General features: G+C 39.8%; 19 protein-coding genes. 4 read left to right on the top strand and 15 right to left on the bottom strand.

Annotation, left to right across the window (positions count from 1 at the left end; all coding sequences use genetic code 11):
* Positions 1-203 precede the first annotated feature (203 nt).
* The 6 genes from KV40_RS18700 to KV40_RS18675 all read right to left on the bottom strand — a co-directional run bounded on the left by KV40_RS18700 (position 204) and on the right by KV40_RS18675 (position 4,068).
* Positions 204-503, bottom strand: a complete 300-nt coding sequence (locus tag KV40_RS18700) for a hypothetical protein (protein WP_156114082.1) — start codon at positions 501-503, stop codon at positions 204-206.
* Positions 485-739: a Txe/YoeB family addiction module toxin gene (locus KV40_RS18695; RefSeq protein ID WP_036484729.1), complete on the bottom strand. Its 255-nt coding sequence runs from the start codon at positions 737-739 to the stop codon at positions 485-487. The genes KV40_RS18700 and KV40_RS18695 overlap by 19 nt, the downstream gene beginning before the upstream one ends.
* 6 nt (positions 740-745) lie before the next feature.
* The gene (locus tag KV40_RS18690) at positions 746-1,021 is read right to left on the bottom strand and encodes a type II toxin-antitoxin system Phd/YefM family antitoxin (RefSeq protein WP_036485039.1); all 276 of its coding nucleotides are present in this window, start codon (positions 1,019-1,021) and stop codon (positions 746-748) included.
* Between the two features lie 139 nt (positions 1,022-1,160).
* On the bottom strand, positions 1,161-2,669 hold the full coding sequence (ilvA, locus tag KV40_RS18685; protein WP_036484726.1) for a threonine ammonia-lyase, biosynthetic: 1,509 nt from the start codon (positions 2,667-2,669) through the stop codon (positions 1,161-1,163).
* A gap of 98 nt (positions 2,670-2,767) precedes the next feature.
* Positions 2,768-3,001: a hypothetical protein gene (locus KV40_RS18680; RefSeq protein ID WP_036484724.1), complete on the bottom strand. Its 234-nt coding sequence runs from the start codon at positions 2,999-3,001 to the stop codon at positions 2,768-2,770.
* Positions 3,002-3,198: 197 nt separating this feature from the next.
* Complete coding sequence (locus tag KV40_RS18675; RefSeq protein ID WP_036484721.1) at positions 3,199-4,068, bottom strand: Tab2/Atab2 family RNA-binding protein; 870 nt, start codon at positions 4,066-4,068, stop codon at positions 3,199-3,201.
* 178 nt (positions 4,069-4,246) lie between these two features.
* On the opposite strand from KV40_RS18675, the gene KV40_RS18670 reads away from it, so the two are divergent.
* Positions 4,247-4,582 carry a hypothetical protein gene (locus KV40_RS18670; protein WP_052055762.1) on the top strand — a complete coding sequence of 112 codons (336 nt, stop codon included), beginning with the start codon at positions 4,247-4,249 and terminating at the stop codon, positions 4,580-4,582.
* 61 nt (positions 4,583-4,643) lie between these two features.
* Here the strand turns inward: KV40_RS18670 and KV40_RS18665 are convergent, their stop codons facing one another.
* From KV40_RS18665 to KV40_RS18645, 5 genes are all read right to left on the bottom strand, one after another.
* Entirely contained in the window at positions 4,644-4,934 is a 291-nt protein-coding gene (locus KV40_RS18665; protein WP_036484719.1) for a hypothetical protein, read from the bottom strand.
* 6 nt (positions 4,935-4,940) lie between these two features.
* Entirely contained in the window at positions 4,941-5,993 is a 1,053-nt protein-coding gene (locus KV40_RS18660; protein ID WP_036484717.1) for an ABC transporter permease, read from the bottom strand.
* 131 nt (positions 5,994-6,124) lie between these two features.
* Positions 6,125-6,979 (bottom strand): SIMPL domain-containing protein, encoded by an 855-nt coding sequence (locus KV40_RS18655; RefSeq protein WP_052055761.1) that lies wholly within the window; start codon positions 6,977-6,979, stop codon positions 6,125-6,127.
* A 169-nt stretch (positions 6,980-7,148) separates the two neighbouring features.
* Positions 7,149-7,859: a DUF3120 domain-containing protein gene (locus KV40_RS18650; RefSeq protein ID WP_036485035.1), complete on the bottom strand. Its 711-nt coding sequence runs from the start codon at positions 7,857-7,859 to the stop codon at positions 7,149-7,151.
* A 266-nt stretch (positions 7,860-8,125) separates the two neighbouring features.
* Positions 8,126-8,680, bottom strand: coding sequence for a hypothetical protein (locus KV40_RS18645; protein WP_036484715.1), 555 nt, complete (start codon positions 8,678-8,680; stop codon positions 8,126-8,128).
* A 291-nt stretch (positions 8,681-8,971) separates the two neighbouring features.
* Here KV40_RS18645 and lepB point away from each other — a divergent pair, with 291 nt between their 5' ends.
* Positions 8,972-9,574 carry a signal peptidase I gene (lepB, locus tag KV40_RS18640; RefSeq protein WP_036484713.1) on the top strand — a complete coding sequence of 201 codons (603 nt, stop codon included), beginning with the start codon at positions 8,972-8,974 and terminating at the stop codon, positions 9,572-9,574.
* A 3-nt stretch (positions 9,575-9,577) separates the two neighbouring features.
* Here lepB and KV40_RS18635 read toward each other — a convergent pair whose 3' ends face one another.
* Positions 9,578-10,924, bottom strand: coding sequence for an FAD-dependent oxidoreductase (locus KV40_RS18635; RefSeq protein WP_036484710.1), 1,347 nt, complete (start codon positions 10,922-10,924; stop codon positions 9,578-9,580).
* A 79-nt stretch (positions 10,925-11,003) separates the two neighbouring features.
* Positions 11,004-12,341 (bottom strand): Glu/Leu/Phe/Val dehydrogenase, encoded by a 1,338-nt coding sequence (locus tag KV40_RS18630; protein WP_052055760.1) that lies wholly within the window; start codon positions 12,339-12,341, stop codon positions 11,004-11,006.
* A gap of 266 nt (positions 12,342-12,607) precedes the next feature.
* Here KV40_RS18630 and KV40_RS18625 point away from each other — a divergent pair, with 266 nt between their 5' ends.
* Positions 12,608-14,830, top strand: coding sequence for a filamentous hemagglutinin N-terminal domain-containing protein (locus KV40_RS18625; protein WP_036484707.1), 2,223 nt, complete (start codon positions 12,608-12,610; stop codon positions 14,828-14,830).
* A 101-nt stretch (positions 14,831-14,931) separates the two neighbouring features.
* On the opposite strand, the gene KV40_RS18620 is transcribed toward KV40_RS18625, so the two are convergent.
* Entirely contained in the window at positions 14,932-15,618 is a 687-nt protein-coding gene (locus KV40_RS18620) for a lecithin retinol acyltransferase family protein (protein WP_036484705.1), read from the bottom strand.
* 29 nt (positions 15,619-15,647) lie between these two features.
* On the bottom strand, positions 15,648-16,628 hold the full coding sequence (locus KV40_RS18615; protein WP_036484702.1) for a GntR family transcriptional regulator: 981 nt from the start codon (positions 16,626-16,628) through the stop codon (positions 15,648-15,650).
* A 113-nt stretch (positions 16,629-16,741) separates the two neighbouring features.
* Between KV40_RS18615 and queG the strand changes: the two genes are divergently transcribed.
* Positions 16,742-17,674 (top strand): tRNA epoxyqueuosine(34) reductase QueG, encoded by a 933-nt coding sequence (gene queG / locus KV40_RS18610; RefSeq protein WP_036484699.1) that lies wholly within the window; start codon positions 16,742-16,744, stop codon positions 17,672-17,674.
* Positions 17,675-17,688: the final 14 nt, after the last annotated feature.

Below are 17,688 nucleotides of genomic sequence, written 5' to 3'. Positions count from 1 at the left end.
TTTTTGTAATTACTACCCGCAGTTAGCAGTTGTTTGTAGTCTTCTCGAACAGTTGTCCAATCACTGTAACCTTGCTCAACGCCATCAAGATCGAGATATATAGCCGTACAAAGTTATGTTAGGACATATCAGTTATTACCTCGTAGGTAGTAGGTAGTAGGTAGTAAGTAGCAATTAAAATGTCCTAACTTTAATACGTAATGCTATATCTGAAAAATATTACCTCGCACATCATCTGAAAGCTCGTCATACTTTCTCACGAGAAAATATAACTCGCTGAATAATTTGCTGTGTTTGGGTTGTACAAATCTTCCCTGTTCGGGCAAAAGAGTCGGGTGTACTTTTGCTAACTTGGCAATTACAAGCCGCAACGAAATTTCTATATTTTTAGAACCTGAAACCGTATCTAATAGATGAATGATATTTAGAGGATGTTTACTTGTAATTGTTGATAATTCAATCATCCATTGCGAAGGGCGATCGCTTAATAATGATAACGGCATTGAACGATAATAATACAGTTGTCTTTGACTTGGTAAATTAGGCGATGTTCTTGATTGATGCGACGCGACCACAGCCCCGACATATCAAATTTAAGGGGTTCTGGTTTACCGATTCCTTTAAAAGGAGTTCTTTGTGTATCTTTAATTAATTGGTTGATGCGTTTGAGTATTTTTTTATCTGCTTTCTGCCAATACAAATAGTCTTGCCAAGCATCATCTAGAAACATAATGTCCATAGATATTTACTTAGCACTCTCATTCTTATCTTCATCAATTAATTCTCGTTGTTGATATTTACCTTCTTTTAATTGTTCTAATCCTTTATAAAGACGTTGGGCGTTTTTAGGGCTTCTCAGTAAGTACATGGTTTCTTCAATGGCGTTGTAATCTTCTAGAGACATCATGACCACTGGGCTTTCTGACTGACGAGTAATAATAATTGGACTATGATCGTCACAAACTTGATTCATTACTGAGGTAAAGTTTTTACGGGCTTGAGTATAGGTAATCGCATCCATAATTATGATTTTGATGATTTTATTTATTGTAACCGTTTGAGTACGTAAACAGTCAATCATCTACTAATCTTGTCTTGCCAGTTAGCAATTCCTCCATCATTCCCTACTTAATGGTTTTTTATGACATTACGCAATTACATTACAAAAATAATTTGTAAGCTGGGTTTTGGCTTTCATCCCAATAACGATAACCCATGCGATCGAGAAAAGTTTGCCAGTCAGGAATTTCTTCAGGAGATACCTGTACGCCAATCGCAATTCGTCCGTAGTCGGCACCATTGTTACGGTAATGGAATAAACTGATATTCCAATTAGGACTCATACGGTTGAGAAACTGAATCAATGCCCCTGGTCGTTCGGGAAACTCAAAACGGTATAATAACTCGTTGTCTGCTAAAGTCGAACGTCCGCCGACCATGTGACGCAAATGCATTTTAGCTAGTTCGTCATCGGTTAGATCGATCGCCTCAAAATCGTTGGCAGCAAAAGTAGCGGCAATGCTATCGGCATCAGCACGGTTTTCAATTTGAACGCCGACAAAAATATGCGCCTGTCGCTCGTCGGCAATGCGGTAATTAAACTCAGTCAGATTGTGTTTGCCGAGACACTGACAAAATTTACGGAAACTACCCCGCGCTTCGGGGATGGTGACGGCAAAAATTGCTTCGCGTCGTTCGCCTAACTCCGCCCTTTCGGCGACAAACCGCAGGCGATCGAAGTTCATGTTCGCCCCACAGGCAATTGCCACTAAAGTCTTATTTTTAATTTGCTCTCGTTCCACATAGGCTTTGGCTGCTGCGATCGCCAATGCTCCCGCTGGTTCTAAAATAGAACGAGTATCTTCAAAAACGTCTTTAATTGCCGCACAAGTATCATCTGTGTCTACCAAAATAATCTCGTCTACATACTGTTGGCAGAGACGAAAAGTTTCTTCTCCTACTTCTCTTACCGCTACACCATCGGCAAACAAACCTACTTGCGGCAAGCCGATTCTTTGTCCTAGTTGTAGAGAACGAGACATAGCATCTGCATCTACGGGTTCGACACCAATAATCTTGATTTCTGGACGCAATCTTTTAATGTAAGCCGCAATGCCACTAATCAAACCACCGCCACCAATAGCGACAAAAATTGCCTCGATCGGTTTTTGATATTGCCGTAAGATTTCCATGCCAATTGTCCCTTGTCCTGCAATTACGTCGGGATCGTCAAAAGGATGGATAAAAGTTAAATTTTTTTCTTGGCATAGCTGTTTGGCGTAAGCACAGGCATGATCGTATGTATCGCCATGTAAAACTACGTTGCCACCTCTAGCAATTACCGCCTTCACTTTTACCTGGGGTGTAGTTACGGGCATGACAATAATTGCAGTAGTTCCTAATTTTTTTGCTGCCAGGGCAACTCCCTGAGCGTGGTTTCCTGCTGAAGCGGCAATTACTCCCTGTTTTAAAAGATCGGCAGGTAAATGTGCCATTTTGTTGTAAGCACCCCGCAGTTTAAAAGAAAACACCGACTGCATATCTTCCCGTTTGAGCAACAGTTTGTTGTCTAGTCTCGCCGATAAATTTGGTGCGTATTCTAGAGGAGATTCTTGCGCTACTTCATAAACACGGGCGGTAAGGATTCTCTCCAAATAGTCGGAGTTCATTGGCGGAAAGGGTTTTAAAGATAGAAGCTAGAAATTTAATTTTACTATAAAGGACGTTATGTGCGATCGCGCCCGATCGAAACTTAATTTTGCAAAGATTAGTCAATCATTGTTCCACGAAAAAATCGCAGTGCCTTCTTACCTTTGTACCAAGTTTCTTCATATTCTACTTGATAGTCTTGATATGCCTCTTCTTGTATGAAGCCTAATGCTTTATCTAAACTAATTTCGTACCAGTCGCAGGTTAAAAAGAGCAAACTTGGCTTCTGCTCTACTTTTTCGTATAGTTCGTTCCATTTCTCTATCCAAGCTTCCTCCTGTTTTGCACTCATTGGCTATTCAAAGTTTAACTCTTCAAAACTTTTTGCCGTATTAAAATAGCTAAATTATCCTATTGATTATTTGTCATAACATTAAAGCGCGTTTGCCAGACTTACTTATCTTTCAACTCGCTTAGCGATCGCCTGTTGAAGTAATTTAGTTGATTGCTAAACAAATTGTATTGTATGCCTCTGTAATTTACTGTAACTTAACCTTTCATCAACCAAAAACCTGCAAAGGATTCTGAGTCGGGAGAAGACTGGACTGCTAAAAAATGTACTCCGTTAGCCTGTTGCTTTGCTGCTTCAAATTTTTTACCTTCATCAACGGTGGCAGTATTAGTTAAATTGAGTAATGTCCAACTGTCACTTAAACCAGTTTCTAACTGTAGTTGAGGACGAATATCGGTTTCTAGATGTAAAAAACCCATTTCCAAACCAGACATCCAGGCAGCTAAGGGTATAGCGCGAGGCGAAAAAATAATCAAACCAGGAATTTTGGTATCGGGAGAAATATTGGCTAGAGATAGGGAAAAAGATTCTTCAAAGGCAATGTCCCACTCATTCATCTCGTCAAAAGCGACTGCTTCTAAACTGACAAACATCCATTTATCATCCCTGTCACCTCTTACTGCGTCGGGCAGTCGAACGGCATTAGATGCGGGATACTGCACCGAGATGGAACTAGCCGCTCGTTCGTCGTATCCCTCTTGCTTGGGATATACCTTATTCATTCTCTCTTCAATCCAGCTTTGCAAAGCATAAGTACGACGACTGGGAACGGGAACGAGATTGGCATCTTCACAGGCTTTAACGATCATGTTGTTCATTTGGCGGCGAAAGAAACGGATCTTTTTGGGGGGGGTTTCGGCTTCGGAGATCGCTTTTTCAATGGCTTCTCGCAATTGAATTGAGTTAACTGACTTACTCGAACAATATTCGGAGTATCTAAATAAGTCATCAGGCGATCGCTTTGTATCTGTCGGACTCTCGCAAATTAATATTTCCCAGAGTTTTTTCCCTTCGTCATCTAAAACTGGACGGGAATAAAAATCTAGTTCCCAAGTAGTTTTGCTCATGTTGATGAATTACTCTAGATCGCTTGTTATTTCCTAGTATTGAGTATATTAACAGGGCGAAGCCTTCATTTGATTTTGTTCGACTATTGACATTTAAATCATTCTATGGATGTCAATAATGACTGACGTATGCCAAGATTAAGATCGCTGTTTTAATCTTTTTATAAAAATATTTATTATGAACGAACCATTTTGGTTTTCCAACGGACAACGCGCTGATAGCGCAGAAGATTTGATTAAATTGTGTCAGCAATTTCCTGAAGATAGCAGCCGATACTTGGTTAGCGGAGATTTTGAAAACTGGCTGACTTATATTGGCAAAACCGATCTTGCAAGATACGCTAGCGAAGCACGTCAAAACAATTTGGGCGATTTACAGAAGCTAGAAGAATTTTTGACTAAATGCAATGCCAGCCAAAATCCACAGCCATCTAAAGATAAATTAGCTATCGAAGAAAGACCGAGCAACTTTGTTACGGCAATTAGAAATTTCTTTAATCCTAATAGAGTATAAGCATTTAGCATTTTCAACTGCTCACTGCTCATTAGTAAATGCTCGAACAATTAAAGATCCTCTAATTGCATAACATAAACTGGATCTCTGGAATTAGAGGATCTTTTACTATGCCAATTCCCTGATAGCCCCAACGCTGTAAAACTTGTTTGACTTGAGGAGGAGAAACCGATTCTACCGTTAGGCGATCGCTCATCGATTTACCATGAGTGTTGATATAGCTTAAAGCCTCATGATCTGCCTGAAATAAAAGCAAGTAACTGACTTCCTCGGCGCGATCGCTCGGCACGCGAGCGACTAAATATTTACCGTCTTGTTTGGAACGAATCAGATAATTAATTTGTAATAACATTTCTAATTACTTCAAATCTTCAAGTTTAATGCGAGGATCGACCGCTTTAAGCAGTAAATCTGCTAACAGATTGCCAATAATTAGCATTGCCGCACCCATCATCAAACTAGCCATGACTAAATACTTGTCTTGAGCGGTAACTGCTTGCAGAGTCAAAGTACCCAATCCAGGCCAATTAAAGAAAAACTCAGCAATAAACGAACCGCCTAACAAACTGGCAAATTCAAAACCGATAATGGTAATCAGGGGATTGATTGCATTACGCAAAGCATGAACGTAAATAACTTTATTTTCTGGCAATCCTTTGGCGCGAGCGGTTTGAATGTATTCCTGTCGCAAAACATCTAGTAGCTGTCCTCTGGTAAGACGCTGCAATCCTGCAAAACTAGTAATACTCAAGGCGATCGTCGGTAAAATCATGTGCCAGCCAATGTCAAGTATTTTACCAAATAGCGATAGTTGTTGATGATAAATACTGGTCATACCTCCTACAGGAAAAAGTGGCGAGGTATATTGAGCAAAAATCAGTAGTGCCAAAGCGGTAATAAAGCTAGGAAAACCCTGACCGAAATAGCTTAGTACTCGCAAAACTTTATCTAGTAGACTGTTCTGTTGGACTGCACTAATAATTCCCAAAGGAATGGCGATCGCCCAGGTGATAATAATAGAAGAGATGGCGAGTAATAAAGTAGCAGGGATTCTCGTTAGCAACAAAGACGAAACGGGACGAAAATAAACAAAACTGGTCCCAAAATCAAAGCGAGTTACCACATTAACCAACCAACGCCAGTATTGTACGATTGGAGGTCGATCTAAACCAAATTGCTGATTTAGTTGCTCGATAGTTTCTGGCGATATTTGAGGGTTTTCGCGTAGAGTATCGAGGTAGTCACCAGGTGCTAGCTGAATAATAGTAAAACATAAGGCAGAAGCTAAAAGCAAAGTTATTATCGCCTGTAGCAGTCGCTTGAGGATATATAAGGTGGTTTCTCCTGTCAGCAAACTTTTGATTCCAGAAAGTGGAGCGGACGAACTGCTGATACTTCTGCTATTGGACATAGAAAGAGCAAAATAAATCTTAAATCGAATGACTTAATTTTAATCGCCAATAGGAAATGAAGACAGAGTAATAATCTGTCTTCATTTAAAACCTTAAAAAAATTTGCACGCTGGGTTGGGTCTATCCCAGACTATAACGCAGCATAATTGATGTCTAAAGCAACTTCGGCAACCACTTCTTGAGAGCCACCAATTATGGGAGTTGACACATCAAAAGCAGCAGCATTTTTTAGAAAATTGATTTCTGGAGAAGATGAAGTTGCTGACGGGCTGCTAACTCCCATAACATCAATATCGACAATTTCTAAAGGCTTTAAATCTAGAGTATTGAATACTGAAACAGCTTGATTTTGAGCGTCTTTAACAGCTAATTCTATTGCATCCAAACGAGCTTGGTTAAATTCACTCTCTGGAGCGATAAAATCAATATTTTCGATAACATTTGCACCTGCTTTCAGCGCAGCATCAATTGTTTCACCTGCTTGTTCGGTAGAAATTTCAAATTGCAGTATATTTCGTCCCGTAAAACCAACTACCGTACTATTACCCTGATTGTCAAATTTAAGTTTGGGTTCCAAGCTAATACTAACAGTTTGAAGTTCCTCTACTTCTAGTAGATCTAGTTGCTTCACTACTGCTGCAGTATTTTTGGCAACTTTTTGCTGAACTTTGGTTGCTGTAGCTCCTTCTGCTTCGATTCCTAATTGAATTTGTGCCGTATCAGTGTCAACAGAAACAACTCCCTTTCCAGTAACTTCCAGGATTTTTAAGTTATCTTTTTTAGTGAAAGTTACATCTCCAAGTAAAAGGTCGCTGTTTAATTTACTAAATAAAGAATCTGTAGAATTTGCTCCAGTAAGCAAATCTAAATTAGCGGTGTCGGTCGCCGTTTTAAATTCAGAAGGCTTAGTTAATGTGCGATCGCCAAGGTCTTCTTTATCTTTAATATCTGTTTCTTTGAAGATTGCTTTATTTGTGGCTTTCATGGCAATAGCTTAGGTTATCTCAACTATTTTTACCTAATTTAAAATTAACTAAAAATAGTTGAAAGCGATCGCGAAATTAACTAATATTTATTTTTTTCGAGCTATGGATAATAAATAATATTTATCAATGAGCAATGAGCAATCAATTTTTTCAGCTAACTATCAATTTTTAAGCAAAATACGCTGCAATCCAAAATAAACTATCTACCAAAATCGTGCTTAATACCGCACCTGAAAATGCCCACCAGTGAAGCTCTTTTTTTCTCAAAGACCAAAAGCCAACTGCTAGTAAAATATTGACTAAAACAATTGCCCAACTAACACCCCAAAGGGTTTGAATTTGAACTAATGCTGATTTAAATATTGGCGAAGCTAACTCGGGTTCTACCGTCATTAACTTACGCCAATAAGGAATTAAATCGGTCAAATAAAAATATAAATCGGTAATTGCAGTTCCTAATAGAGAACCTAAGTAAAAGTAGTTGCCAATTAGTCCCCAACCACGCCAGATACCCCAGAGAGCAAAAGGTACGCCAATCGATTCGATAGGAATATGAACTAAAGGTTCCCAACGTAGCCAGCCCCAGTAGATCGAACCTGCCAACCAACTCCAGCTAAACCCTAAGATAATATCTCCCCAATACCTGGTTTGCGAACGACAATATAAACTCCAACCCAATCCCAACCAGAGCAGAGTCGCAATTAAGCTTAATGCGGGAAAAGATCTAACTATCGGTGCTTGCATAAATACGGGTACGGACACCAAAAAAGAAGCAGCACCAAAAACTCGCCATGCTAAGTCTCGATCGCGATGGGAGGTAAAATTAAAAATGCTTTCAGACACAGAAGAAGTTGAATAATCGGTAGTGGAAGAAGTCACTGGCAAATAAATAATTGGACTTAAAAGAGACAAACGCTCGCAAAGCAAACGTATACCTTAATTTTCGTTACTTATCTTTACATTAATTCACGATACCACAATTTTTTGAAAAGAGGATCGCCTGTAAGAACTAAGACAGCAAACATCAGCGTGACTAATTCCGCATAGATGAGAAGTGTACTTTGTAAATCATCCAATCTACGATTTATTTAGATTTTTTTTGGTTTTTTCAGCATTTTAAGCAAAAAACTGCCAACTGAAATGCCTTACAATCCTCTAGGAAACACTTCTGTAGAGCTATAAACCGCCCAATTTCTAATCCGCCGATTTTTAAGGATCGCTTCAGCTCCGTTTACTTCTGCTTCCGTTCCCTCTACTAAAACAATATAGCTACCCCGAATTAAAAGATCTTGATATTGCTCGGCTTCTGCTTCTGGTATACCCCAGCCAATTAAAGCACCGATAATACTGCCGCCAGCTGCTCCAACTCCACTACCTAATAAAGCATTACCTAGCAATACTCCTACTTCTACCGCAGGTCCCACACCTGGAATAGCCAAAACGCTCAAGCTACCAACTAAACCCAGAATGCCGCCAGTTGCTGCGCCCATAGTAGCTCCTACACCAGCACCACCTTTAGTGCGATCTTTAACCGATTCTATTTCTACATTTTCACTTACAGGATCGTTTTCACTAATTTGAGCAATTGCCGAAACATTATCCATGTTAAAACCAGCATTTTGCAGTTCGAGCAAAGCCTCTCTAGCTTCAGTACGTGTGGGAAAAGTACCGACGGCACGCTTAATTTCTTTAGCAGTCATTTTAGTTGATTCTCCGATTACTAACGCGTCTAACGCTCTTTAAAATAGTAATACCCAAAAGATTTTTATTTCTAACTATAGCTGTTACTCTCTAAGAAAATCTTCCAATATGATGAGGAAGCTATTGCCGTTTCAACTCATATTATTAATACCGAAGCCGATTTCGATAACAAAGTAAAGTATCGATCGAAGCTGAAAAAGTTTGAACGATCTTTCTGCTTTCACTGTTTTTACTGCTTAACTGAATAAAGCTTTGGTATAGTTAGCAACAGACTGCTATGTCTAAAATTTATGACCTCAAAAAATAAAGACTACAAAGTTGTAGAGAACAACTCTACTTCTAAAACACAAACACCATCAAAGAAATCAAAAAAGAGCCTTTGGAAAGAGAACGCTACCACCATAGGGATAGCTATAGTTTTAGCCTTTCTAATTAGGGTATTTATTGCCGAACCTCGCTATATTCCCTCTGATTCAATGTTACCAACTTTAGAACGTGGCGATCGCCTGGTAGTCGAAAAGGTGGCATATAAGTTTACTACACCTGCCAGGGGAGATATTATCGTTTTTCAACCGCCGTTGAAATTAAGGGKACTGGGTTATGAACCAAATCAAGCTTTTATTAAAAGAGCGATCGCTAAAGCAGGAGATACGGTGGCAGTAAGAGACGGTAAAGTTATAGTTAATAACCAGCCTCTAACCGAAGAATATATAGCCGAATCACCAGCTTACGAACTTCCTCCCGTTACCGTACCCGAAGGAGAACTATTTGTAATGGGAGACAACCGCAACAACAGTAATGACTCTCACGTTTGGGGATTTTTACCGACTAAAAATATTATCGGTCATGCAATCTTTCGTTTTTGGCCCTTAGATAGAATTGGTTCGATTTAACTTTTAGCTGACGGTAACATTACCAGAAATATCTTCTGTTAATTTATCGCGATCGAACTTATATTTATTTCCTAAAAAAGCAACTATTTTTTCTGTATCGTCTACGGCATTTTGCAAACAGGTCGATGCCCCAGGAGAAGGAGTAATATTAAAAATAATTTTATCGCCAGTAATTTTAGCTTCGCCCATTTCTAAAGCTTTGTTATTGAGATTGACGATTTGCGGTCTAACACCACCGTATCCTTTAGCAAACTTTAATTGCTTTAACGTAATCGCAGGAATAATTTTTTTAACTTCTTTGATAAACAATCTATTACCAACTAAGGGAAAATCATAAATAAAATTGAGTAAAATATATTTAAAAATAACTGGATCGGAAAGAATCTTTAAAAAACTCAAAACAGCTTTAAAACTCAAGCCTGCGGTTTGTAAATATTCAAAAAATGTAGAATAGTTGCGACGTTCTAATAAGGGTAAAACTTTAGCTGTAGGACCAAATCTGGTAATTTTTGAATTATCAACTTCAGGATCGCCATGAATGGCAGCAAAAGGTAATTTTTCTCTTTGTACTGTATATACCTTACCGTTTAAAAGTTCGGGAGCAAAGTAAAAACTTCCCGCCACGCTAAGTAAAGCGTAATTTAAACCGTATCCTAATGATTTGGCAAATAATAAGCTATGCGCCCCTGCAGTAACGGCAACCGTTTTAGCAATTAGAGTTTTATTTCCTGTTTCGATCTGATAAAGGTCATTGGTTCTAGTGATTTTTTTGACCTTTGTTGCCATCATCAGATCGATATTTTTATGGCGATTTTTAATAGCATTTTCTAAAAAAGATACTGCCAGTTGATGATAGTCTACAGTGTAACCTTCAGGAGTATACAAAGCCAAAATTTCTTCTTCTGGATCTCTTGCCGTTAAAACATTTGGTTCGACAGCAGCTATTTCTTCTCTAGTTAATAATTTTAAATCGGGAAATAATTGTTTGAATTCGTGATACCTTTCTTTTAGGTTGGCAATTTGTTTTTCACCTACTGCCAAAACCATTTTGTGATATTTGGTATAAATATTTTTATCACGATCGCACTGTAATAAATAGTTTTTAACTAAACTAGCAGCACTATTTACTTTACGAGCTTTTTTAAGAGTGTAATTAGTTTCAATGTCGCCAAAATGCAGCGTTTGGCTATTATTATGTTTGGCAGAATTAACTAAAGCTACCTGCGGCTCTTTTTCTATTAAAGCAATGTTGTTAATGTTAGTATAGTTGCTCAAAACATAAAGCAAAGCAGTTCCGCAAACTCCTCCACCGATAATGACAACTTCGTAGGAATTTTCTGAATTATTCATAAGCGACTGCTAAACTTCAACCTATCTTGATTCTAATAAATATTTAAGCGAACATTCTTTAACCTATCTGTAAAAATACTTACTCTCGAATGCTGAAATAATCTTTAGTTCCTTTAGCATCTAAAGCTTCTCCCAAACGGTTTAAGCCGTGAATATAAGCAGCGGTTCGTATATCTATTTGTAAGTCTTGCGCGATCGCCCAAGTTTTTTTGGCTTCAGTTTCCATTTTAGTTTGCAAACGCTGGTTAACTTCTTCTAATGTCCAATACCAACCGTTGCGATTTTGCACCCATTCAAAGTAACTAACCGTTACGCCGCCAGCATTGACTAAAATATCGGGAAAGACACGAACACCTTTTGCTTGCAAGATGCGATCGGCTTCAGTAGTCACGGGACCGTTAGCTACTTCAAAAATAAATTTGGCTTTGACATCTGCGGCATTAGCTGCCGTAATTTGATTTTCTAAAGCTGCGGGTATTAAAACATCTACATCTAAAGCCAGTAACTCTTGATTGGTTATAGTCTGATGTTCGACAATGCTGCAAACGCTATCTTGACAATAAACTGCTTTAATTTGACGGCGGCTGTTTTTATGTTCGCGAACGCTAGGAATATCCAAACCTTGAGGCGCATAGATTCCCCCTTGCGAGTCGCTGACAGCCACTATTTTATAACCTGCTTTGGCTAACAACTCAGCTAGTGTGGCACCTGCATTACCAAAACCCTGGATGGCAACAGTAGTTTCTTCAGGGACGCGATCGAACTTGGGTAAAAAGGTTTGCATAACGTGGAACGCACCTGTAGCAGTTGCCGTATCTCTGCCCTGACTGCCACCTATAGTCAATGGTTTACCCGTTACCACTCCCCGACAGAGGTGACGTTTGATAGTGCTGTATTCATCCATCATCCAACCCATAATGGTTGAGTTGGTGTAGACATCGGGAGCGAGTATATCTACATCGACACCGATAAAATCGGCGATCGCATCGATATAACCCCTACTCAATCTTTCTAGTTCGGATTTGGATAGTTCTTTAGGATTGACCGTTACGCCGCCTTTTGCGCCACCAAAGGGCAAATCTAACAACGCACATTTAAAAGTCATCCAAAATGCCAATGACTGCACCTCATCTAGACTAACCTTGGGATGGTAGCGTACTCCTCCCTTACCAGGACCTCTGGTATCGTCGTAACGAACCCGATAGCCAGAAAATACCCTGAGCGAACCATCATCCATGCGCACGGGAATTGAAACGCTCAAACTGGCTTTAGGATAGCGCAGACGGGCGATCGCATCTTCGGATATTGCTACGTATTTTAAAGCTTTTTCCAATCTTTGACTGACGCTGGCAAACAACGAAGTTTGGTTTTTGTCGACAAAAGTTTGGGTGTTGGGTACGGAAATTGTATTAACCATCAGTCTCTCCTGAGAGTAAATATTTGCTTCTCCGACGGTTATGTGGGCGACTCAAATAATTATGGTGCTTATACTTCTATTAAAACGCAAAAACAGTATATCTCGCTACATTTTATTTTCGCGTTTTTAAATTGGGTTCCTGTCTCAACCTCAATATCTGAGATTTCGCAGTCGAACAATAAAAATCGCTCTTTCATGGCTTCAGAGATAATGCAGAGCCAATACTAATAGGTTAATATGGTCGCTGACATTAATCTTTACAATCAATGCTGGCTGTTAACTTCAACCGCTTAGAATCGATCGCGGCAATTGCCCTGGCAACATCGTTAATCTTGCTTGGCGAGAAAGAAATTTTAGCTCAAATAGCCAGTGACGGTACGACAAATACTCAAACCAATGTTTCTGAAAGTTTAACTACCATAACTGGCGGAGCGAAAACGGGACAAAATCTTTTTCACAGTTTCGAGCAATTTTCCCTTTCTGAAGGTGCTGCTGCTTATTTTAATAACTCTACTGAAATCGAAAATATTTTTAGCCGTGTTACTGGCGGTTCGATTTCTGAAATTGATGGTCTAATTAGAGCTAATGGCAATGCTAGTTTATTTATAGTCAATCCAGCAGGAATTATTTTTGGTGCTAATGCTCAGTTAAATCTTGGTGGTTCGTTTATTGCTACTACAAGTGAAAGCATTATTTTTGAGGATGGCAGCCAATACAGTGCCGTACAACCTCTTGACACTCCGTTATTAACTATAAGTGCTCCTGTTGGTTTGCAGTACGGCTCGGCATCTGGGGCAATCTCCAGTAGTGCTGAAGGGGGTGCGATCGCGCTAGAAGTCACGCCGGGCAACAATCTAGCTTTAATCGGCAACGATGTCTCTCTAGCAGGAACTAACTTTAGTGTTATTAGTGGCAAGATTCAGATTGGTAGTGTGGCTTCGGGAAGAGTTAATTTGAGCAAGCCCACACCAGCCATCCAAACGACTGCGGGCGGAACTTTGAGTAGTAATGGAAATTGGAATTTGGATTATGCAGAAGTAACTAAATTCGGACAATTAGATTTAAGTCAATCGATTATCGATACTAGCGGTGTGGGTGGCGTAGTCAGTCTTCGTGGCGAAGCGATCGCCCTGAGTGATGCTATAGTTAGCAATTTTACTTTAGCTGAAGGCAGCGGTGGCAAAATCGATCTGCTAGCTACTAATGTAATTCAAATAAAGAACAGTTTTCTTGCTACTCAGGTAGGGTCGAATTTTCTCAATAACAGTAGTGAAATTGCTGGAAACGGTGGGGATATTCTGGTTGCAGCACCACAAGTTAAAGTAATTGATGGTTCGTTAATTTCTTCAGGAACCCTTAGTTTGGGCAAAGGCGGCAATATTTTTATTCAAGCCACTGAATTTGTAGAGTTGTCTGGTAACAATCCTTCTTTTATCACTACATCTACTCAAGGCAGCGGCATGGGAGGAAAATTAACAGTTAATACGGGAAAACTTATAGTTCGCAATGGTAGTCAACTTCAAGCTTTAGCAGGGCAAGGAAATGGCGGTGCAATCGCGATCGATGCTAAAGAATCCGTTGAATTATCGGGTACGGGTTCTCGCATCATTGGCGATAGCGAAACAACATTTAATAGTGGTTTATTCGCCTCCTCTGGCAGTGAAAATGTACCTTTTGAGTTACAGCCAGACGGTAAGAGCGGCGATTTAATAGTCAATACTCCAAAGTTATCGATCGCCGATAGCGCCAGAATATCCGTCAGCAATTTTGGCGCGGCAAATGCAGGAAATATTAGAATTAACGCTGCCAGAATCAATCTAACAACAGCAGGAGAAATTGTGGCTAATACTGCCTCTGGTAAAGGAGGTTCGATCGCACTTAATTCTGAAGATTTGGTTATTTTACAACAAGAGGCGCAAATATCAACCAATGCCGAGCGTAACGGTAACGGCGGTAATATCGAGCTTGTAACCGATAATTTAGTTTTGTTAGACGCAAGTAAAATTGCTGCCGATGCCCAAGTAGGTACGGGGGGAAATATTGAAATTGAAACTCGCGGCTATTTTATAGACTTAACTAGTCAAATTACCGCTAGTTCTAGCTTTGGTACCGATGGAATTGTCGAAATAGTTACCCCAGATGCCGACTCAAATTTTGCCACCGCACCACTAGAGCGATCGCCGCTTACGGCTGAAAGTTATATTACTACTGGCTGCGGTGCGGGCGAAGATTTTGCTAAAAATCAATTTCGCAATGTAGGACGTGGAGGACTACCTCCTGACTACAAAGAAAGAACGTCTACAGAACTTTGGGAGGATTTGGGTTTTGCTCGAACCTCGTCAGATACAGTCATTTCTACTAACAATTTTGCCCCTGATAACAACAAAATTGTTGAAGCAACAGATTGGGTTATTAATAGTAGCGGCAAAGTCGAATTAGTTGCTACCAAAAGTTCTTCGGTCGTTACAACGGCTAGTTGCCAGCTATAAACATTATCTATGTTGAAACCAAGAGTTTTAAGATATCTGTTCCCTGTTCCCTCGAAACGATAACTTAAACCATAGGGAAATTGATTAGAACGACTATAAAACTATTGCTTTAAACTTTGCTGATTGCGAATAATATTTTCTGTCAGTTCTGCCAGTTCGTTTAACTCTATTTCTAACTTGCCAGCTTGGTGGCGATAGTTCCATTTCTTTTTGAGAGCAGCGCGGGCTAAATCTTCGCGATCTTTTTTTAGTGCTGCTTTAGCTACCTCATCCCAGGTTTTCATTTCAGAGATCGCCCGTTCGTATTCTGGTTGAATGGTATTCCATACCGACCTAACATCTGTTAGAGCTTCGTCCAGCAATTGCAGCGAGTTATTCTTGTCTTTACCCATCAGAGCCTGTTTAATTGGTTCGTATAGCTGAGAGGTGTCTAGTCTGTTAATAGTAGGTAAAAAGTTTCTAATCTGTTTGCTGTCGTTAATTCCTATTTTGCACCAGTTAACAAAATGTTCGCAGTTATTGAAAAGTAGATTGTATTTTTTTTCTCCCAATCTGCTTTCGGCTCTTTCTACAACCACATCGGGAACAAAATAAAAATCTTCGGGATCGTCAACTACATAAACGGGATTGCCCATACTAAAAGTAGCCATAGAAGTGCGTTCGATAACTTCACTAGGCTTGCGATAGTGAATTACGGTGCCGTCGCCGCAGTCAATACCGTAATGTTTGTATAATCCATCGAGTTGCCAGAAATTTCGATATGTGTAGATGCGATCGCCTTTTGCCATCTGATTAACGGGTAAATTGTCATTTACAATTATTTATTGTCTGTTAGACCTAGTTCTCGCCTGAGTAAAGCGATAGATTTTTCACCAATATAATTATCGCTACGAATGATTTCAGGAATCCGAATTAAATCTTCTCTCATGGCAATCAAGGTTTCTTTGACTCTGTCGTAGCTAGAAGGATCGCTGACGATAGTATGAGCCGAACGAAAGACAGCCTGTAAACGTTTCAAATCGTTGACGGTGGCGGTTATCACTAACAAATCGTCTCCTCGTAGGCTGTTGACAATGCTCTCGGCAATGTTTAACGTACCCTTACTCAAACTGACAATACCCAAACACGCTTGAGAGGGAAGTTTTTTAATCATTTCTAATTCTCTACCATAGTCATAAATATCAATTGGAATTACTCGAAACGAGTTGTGAGGCACAATTTCCATAACTTCTTGCAGAAAGTAACGACTTGTAACTATAGTGCCAAAGTTAATTTTTTCTAATAGTACGGGTAGCTGTTCTAGTTCTACTAGTTCGATAGGAATTTGCAAAGCTTGTTTTAGTTCTTGCTGCATTATTTCTCCCGCGCTAATATCTCTTTGCGGGACTACGACCAGAATTTCTTCCCGACAGCGCAACCGCCAGTTAATTTCTTCTAGAAAAAGTTCTTTAGTATTGTCTAAAGTACAACCAAGTTCGAGTAGTTTATCGATGCTGTCTTTGATTAAATTACTAGCAGCAACTAAAGGAGAATCTGAGGCTAAAAAACTCTCTCGTTCGTGAACTTTTACATATATTCCCGATCCTGCTACCGACTCGACTAAACCCGATTCTTCTAACTGCTGATAGACTTTACTAATGGTGTTGCGATGCAGTCCTGTAATCATGGCTAATTGTCTGGTACTTGGTAAACGATGACCGGGGGTATATTGACCAGAAGCGATCGCAAATTGAATTTGTGCAAATAGTTGTTTTGAAGCAGGAATATCGCTATCCGACTGGATTTGAAAGTTCAGCATCTTCGGCAAGCAGGCAAAATACTCTTACTTGCGCCATTGTAGGCGGAAATTGTAGTTTTTACCGAAAATGTTTCAAAATCGTTTCTAGCTCGAGCCAAAATAAATTGTTATTTATGAATTTGAACGCTAGTCAAGTTAAAGCTGCCGCCAAATCGTTTGGTTTTCATCTAGTGGGAATAGCTGCTGTAGATGGTTATGAAGATAATGCAGTCAAACACCTGCAAGCCTGGCTGGCAATGGGGTATCATGCAGATTTGGAGTGGATGGCAAATCCCAAACGCAAAGATATTAGAGAGGTAATGCCAGAAGCGCGATCGCTTATCTGTGTGGCTCTAAATTATTACACGTCCCATCAACATTCCAATCGACCTGAAGAGGCTAAAATCTCTCGCTATGGTTGGGGTAGAGATTATCACAAAGTTATGGGCAAAAAGCTCAAGGCTTTAGCTAACTGGTTGCGATCGCACGAAGATGGGGTAATTGCTCGCTATTATGTCGATACTGGACCCGTACAGGATAAAGTTTGGGCGCAGCGCAGCGGTATCGGTTGGATTGCCAAAAATGGTAATGTAATTACGCGAAAATATGGCAGTTGGGTTTTTTTAGGCGAAATTTTAACTAATTTAGAGTTAACTCCAGATACGCCTCATACGCAACATTGCGGTACCTGTACTCGTTGTCTCGATGCCTGTCCTACTGGGGCAATCGTCTCGCCGTTTGTGGTCGATGCCCAACGCTGCATTGCCTATCATACGATTGAAAATCGTGACGAAGAGTTACCAGCAGCGATCGCTAATAACTTATCTGGTTGGGTAGCAGGTTGTGATATTTGTCAAGATGTTTGTCCTTGGAATCAAAGATTTGCAAAAGAGACAGAAATAGCAGATTTTCAGCCCTATTCTGCTAATATCAATCCCAAACTAACAGAATTAGCTCAAATCTCACAAGTAGAATGGGATCGTCATTTTCGCGCCTCAGCCTTGAGAAGAATTAAGCCAAAGATGATGCGACGCAATGCCAAGGCTAATTTAGAGCGTAACAAATAATTCTTAAATAAATT

Source organism: Myxosarcina sp. GI1 (assembly GCF_000756305.1).
Lineage (GTDB): Bacteria > Cyanobacteriota > Cyanobacteriia > Cyanobacteriales > Xenococcaceae > Myxosarcina.
This window is presented reverse-complemented; position numbering and strand designations above follow the sequence as displayed.

What these genes read in the sequence shown, in the direction of transcription:
- KV40_RS18700 (WP_156114082.1), bottom strand. Translation starts at nt 503, where the DNA reads ATGCCGTTATCATTATTAAGCGATCGCCCTTCGCAATGGATGATTGAA.
- KV40_RS18695 (WP_036484729.1), bottom strand. Translation starts at nt 739, where the DNA reads ATGGACATTATGTTTCTAGATGATGCTTGGCAAGACTATTTGTATTGG.
- KV40_RS18690 (WP_036485039.1), bottom strand. Translation starts at nt 1,021, where the DNA reads ATGGATGCGATTACCTATACTCAAGCCCGTAAAAACTTTACCTCAGTA.
- ilvA (WP_036484726.1), bottom strand. Translation starts at nt 2,669, where the DNA reads ATGAACTCCGACTATTTGGAGAGAATCCTTACCGCCCGTGTTTATGAA.
- KV40_RS18680 (WP_036484724.1), bottom strand. Translation starts at nt 3,001, where the DNA reads ATGAGTGCAAAACAGGAGGAAGCTTGGATAGAGAAATGGAACGAACTA.
- KV40_RS18675 (WP_036484721.1), bottom strand. Translation starts at nt 4,068, where the DNA reads ATGAGCAAAACTACTTGGGAACTAGATTTTTATTCCCGTCCAGTTTTA.
- KV40_RS18670 (WP_052055762.1), top strand. Translation starts at nt 4,247, where the DNA reads ATGAACGAACCATTTTGGTTTTCCAACGGACAACGCGCTGATAGCGCA.
- KV40_RS18665 (WP_036484719.1), bottom strand. Translation starts at nt 4,934, where the DNA reads ATGTTATTACAAATTAATTATCTGATTCGTTCCAAACAAGACGGTAAA.
- KV40_RS18660 (WP_036484717.1), bottom strand. Translation starts at nt 5,993, where the DNA reads ATGTCCAATAGCAGAAGTATCAGCAGTTCGTCCGCTCCACTTTCTGGA.
- KV40_RS18655 (WP_052055761.1), bottom strand. Translation starts at nt 6,979, where the DNA reads ATGAAAGCCACAAATAAAGCAATCTTCAAAGAAACAGATATTAAAGAT.
- KV40_RS18645 (WP_036484715.1), bottom strand. Translation starts at nt 8,680, where the DNA reads ATGACTGCTAAAGAAATTAAGCGTGCCGTCGGTACTTTTCCCACACGT.
- KV40_RS18635 (WP_036484710.1), bottom strand. Translation starts at nt 10,924, where the DNA reads ATGAATAATTCAGAAAATTCCTACGAAGTTGTCATTATCGGTGGAGGA.
- KV40_RS18630 (WP_052055760.1), bottom strand. Translation starts at nt 12,341, where the DNA reads ATGGTTAATACAATTTCCGTACCCAACACCCAAACTTTTGTCGACAAA.
- KV40_RS18625 (WP_036484707.1), top strand. Translation starts at nt 12,608, where the DNA reads ATGCTGGCTGTTAACTTCAACCGCTTAGAATCGATCGCGGCAATTGCC.
- KV40_RS18620 (WP_036484705.1), bottom strand. Translation starts at nt 15,618, where the DNA reads ATGGCAAAAGGCGATCGCATCTACACATATCGAAATTTCTGGCAACTC.
- KV40_RS18615 (WP_036484702.1), bottom strand. Translation starts at nt 16,628, where the DNA reads ATGCTGAACTTTCAAATCCAGTCGGATAGCGATATTCCTGCTTCAAAA.
- queG (WP_036484699.1), top strand. Translation starts at nt 16,742, where the DNA reads ATGAATTTGAACGCTAGTCAAGTTAAAGCTGCCGCCAAATCGTTTGGT.